The sequence below is a fragment of the uncultured Novosphingobium sp. genome (assembly GCF_964277725.1).
GTDB classification, from domain to species: Bacteria; Pseudomonadota; Alphaproteobacteria; order Sphingomonadales; family Sphingomonadaceae; genus Novosphingobium; species Novosphingobium fluoreni.
The window spans coordinates 1-2,901 of sequence record NZ_CAXYKL010000298.1 but is presented as its reverse complement, the minus strand read 5'-3'; the positions used below and the strand labels follow the sequence as shown (position 1 = coordinate 2,901).

Genomic DNA, 2,901 nt, shown 5'->3' with positions numbered 1-2,901 from the left:
AGCGTTACTTCGCCATCACCAAGCTCACCAAAGTCAATTTCGATGATCCTGACGTGGTTCGCCACCGTGTCAACTTCGACAACCTGACGCCGCTCTATCCCGACGAGCGCCTGAACCTCGACAGCCTTGACCCCACGGTCAAGGACAAGTCCGCCCGGGTGATCGATCTGATCAGCCCCCAGGGTAAGGGCCAGCGCGCGTTGATCGTGGCGCCGCCGCGTACCGGTAAGACCGTGCTACTACAGAACATGGCCAAGGCCATCACCGACAATCACCCTGAGGTTTTCCTGCTTGTCCTGCTGGTCGACGAACGGCCCGAGGAAGTCACCGATATGCAGCGTTCGGTGAAGGGCGAGGTCATCTCCTCCACCTTCGACGAGCCCGCGCAGCGCCACGTTCAAGTCGCTGAAATGGTGATCGAAAAGGCCAAGCGCCTGGTCGAACACAAGCGCGACGTGGTGATCCTGCTGGACTCGATCACGCGCTTGGGCCGCGCCTACAACACCGTCGTGCCCAGCTCGGGCAAGGTGCTCACCGGCGGCGTGGACGCCAACGCCCTGCAGCGCCCCAAGCGCTTCTTCGGCGCGGCGCGTAACATCGAAGAGGGCGGTTCGCTTTCTATCATCGCCACGGCGCTGATCGATACGGGCAGCCGCATGGACGAGGTCATCTTCGAAGAGTTCAAGGGCACCGGTAACTCTGAAATCGTGCTGGACCGCAAGGTGTCCGACAAGCGGATCTTCCCCGCGCTGGACGTCGGCAAGTCCGGCACGCGCAAGGAAGAGCTGCTGGTTCCCAAGGATCAGCTCAGCAAGATGTGGGTCCTTCGCCGGATTCTCATGCAGATGGGAACCGTCGACGCGATGGAGTTTTTGCTCGACAAGATGAAGGACTCGAAGACCAACGAGGACTTCTTCGCGACGATGAACCAGTAAGAGGGGCTTTTCTTGAACCTGCTGATGACGCTGGCGGAGACCGCCTCCGCCGCGGCTCCCTCGATCGGTGGCCCCGCCGAGATATGGCAACATATCGTCGACGATTTCTCGAACATCGGCACGCCGTCCGCCTTTGCGGCGTTCGTGCAGGTGCTGATGATCGATCTGGTGCTGGCAGGCGACAATGCGATCGTGGTCGGCGCGCTGGCGGCAGGTCTTCCGGCTGATCAGCGCCGCAAGGTCATCCTGATCGGCGTGCTGGCTGCACTGGTTTTGCGGATCGGTTTCGCGCTGATCGTCACCTGGCTGCTCGGCATCGTCGGCCTGGTCTTCGCCGGTGGTCTGCTCCTGCTTTGGGTGGCGTGGAAGATGTACCGCGAAATTCACGGTACCCAGGCCGTGGGGCATTCGACCGGGTCGCCTGAAATCGAGGGTGATGAAAACGCCGGCGTTCGGCCCGCCAAGAGCTTTGCTGCAGCAGCGATTTCGGTAGCGGTGGCGGACGTGTCGATGAGCATCGACAACGTCCTGGGCGTGGCCGGTGCCGCGCGCGAACACCCCGGTATCCTGATCGTGGGGCTGATCTTCGCGGTCGCGCTGATGGGTCTCGCGGCCAACATCATCGCGCGCTATATCGAGCGCTTCCGTTGGATTGCCTGGGTAGGTCTGATTGTGATCGTCTATGTCGCCGGCAAGATGATCTACGAAGGCTGGGTGGACCCGCAATTGGGCATCACCACCCTATTCTAATTCCAGCGCCGCCGGGATTGCCCGGCGGCGTTGTTCATCCCTTAGGGTATCAGGACGGTCGATCCCGTGGTTTGCCGGGCTTCCAGCGCCCGGTGGGCTTCGGCAGCGTCCTTGAGCGCAAACTTTTGCCCGATAGTTGGCCGCACGATCCCATTCGCGATCCTGTCGAACAATCGCGATGCGGTTAGCGCCAGCGTTTCAGGGGTATTGATGTAATCCGCCATCGTCGGCCGGATCACCATGAGAGAACCGGCCCGCATCAGATCGGTTAGCAAGACGGGCGGAACCGCACCTGACGCATTGCCGTAGCTCACCATCAATCCTCGCCTCCGCAAGCAGGCCAGGGAGGCATCCCAGGAGGCCTTGCCGACCCCGTCGTAGACCACATCCACCTTGCGACCGTTCGTGGCTCTCAGGACAGCCCCAGAAAGCTCGTCGAAGGGACAACTGAGCGCGATGTCCGCATCGACGTCGGCTAATTTCTCCGGCGTTCCGGCATGGGCGATGACCATCACGCCTTTGTGGCGCAGCCATGGCACAAGCAACGAACCCACTCCACCCGCTGCAGAGTGCACCAGCGCCAGATCACCGGCTTTGAGATCGATGATATCTTCCGCCAGATAAGAGCTTGTGAACCCCTTGAGCATGGTCGCCGCGGCGATCTCTCTGCTGATGTCCACCGGCAGCTTCACGGCTTGCGACGCTTTGACGATCCGGTGCGATGCATAGGCGCCGTCGCCTTGAACACATCCGATGCGATCTCCCACGGTGTGAGACGTGACGTCAGCGCCAACGCTCAACACCGTGCCGGCACTCTCAGAACCAAGTGCGATCGGCAGAGGCCCCGGATAAAGGCCGCTGCGATAATATATATCGATGAAGTTCAGGCCCACCGCCTCTGTCTCGATCAGCAACTCGCCAGGGCCAGGTTGATCGAAGGAGCAGGGCTCGCAAACGATGGCCTCCGGCCCGCCATGTTGGCGCACGATCAGGCGATAACCGTCGACCATTCGTCTGCTCCCGCCTCAGCCCAGGTGCTCGGCAAAGAATGCCTGGGTCCGCTCATCGGCGAGCGTCGCGCCGGCCTCGTCCCGGCGCGAACCGATTTCGGCCGCAAACCCGTGATCCAGCCCTTCGTAGTCATGCAAAGTCACCTTGGGATGATCGTCCAACCCCGCATGGATGGCCTTCTGCGCATCGGGTCCCACGAAGTGAT

4 protein-coding genes are annotated in these 2,901 nt (G+C 61.5%); 2 read left to right on the top strand and 2 right to left on the bottom strand.

Annotated elements, in window-relative coordinates; translation table 11 throughout:
• Positions 1-935, top strand: a 935-nt coding sequence (gene rho / locus ACHWRX_RS16545) for a transcription termination factor Rho (RefSeq protein WP_394660028.1), incomplete at its 5' end; no start/stop codon positions are given.
• 24 nt (positions 936-959) lie between these two features.
• Complete coding sequence (locus ACHWRX_RS16540) at positions 960-1,685, top strand: TerC family protein (protein WP_058735744.1); 726 nt, start codon at positions 960-962, stop codon at positions 1,683-1,685.
• Between the two features lie 41 nt (positions 1,686-1,726).
• On the opposite strand, the gene ACHWRX_RS16535 is transcribed toward ACHWRX_RS16540, so the two are convergent.
• Both ACHWRX_RS16535 and ACHWRX_RS16530 read right to left on the bottom strand, forming a co-directional pair.
• A complete protein-coding gene (locus ACHWRX_RS16535) occupies positions 1,727-2,695 on the bottom strand; it encodes a quinone oxidoreductase family protein (RefSeq protein WP_394660027.1) in 969 nt (322 codons plus the stop codon).
• A 15-nt stretch (positions 2,696-2,710) separates the two neighbouring features.
• Positions 2,711-2,901, bottom strand: a 191-nt coding sequence (locus ACHWRX_RS16530; RefSeq protein WP_394660026.1) for a dienelactone hydrolase family protein, incomplete at its 5' end; no start/stop codon positions are given.

Bases quoted from the DNA above. Each gene is read 5' to 3' on its own strand.
- ACHWRX_RS16535 (WP_394660027.1), bottom strand. From the start codon at position 2,695: ATGGTCGACGGTTATCGCCTGATCGTGCGCCAACATGGCGGGCCGGAG.
- ACHWRX_RS16540 (WP_058735744.1), top strand. From the start codon at position 960: ATGACGCTGGCGGAGACCGCCTCCGCCGCGGCTCCCTCGATCGGTGGC.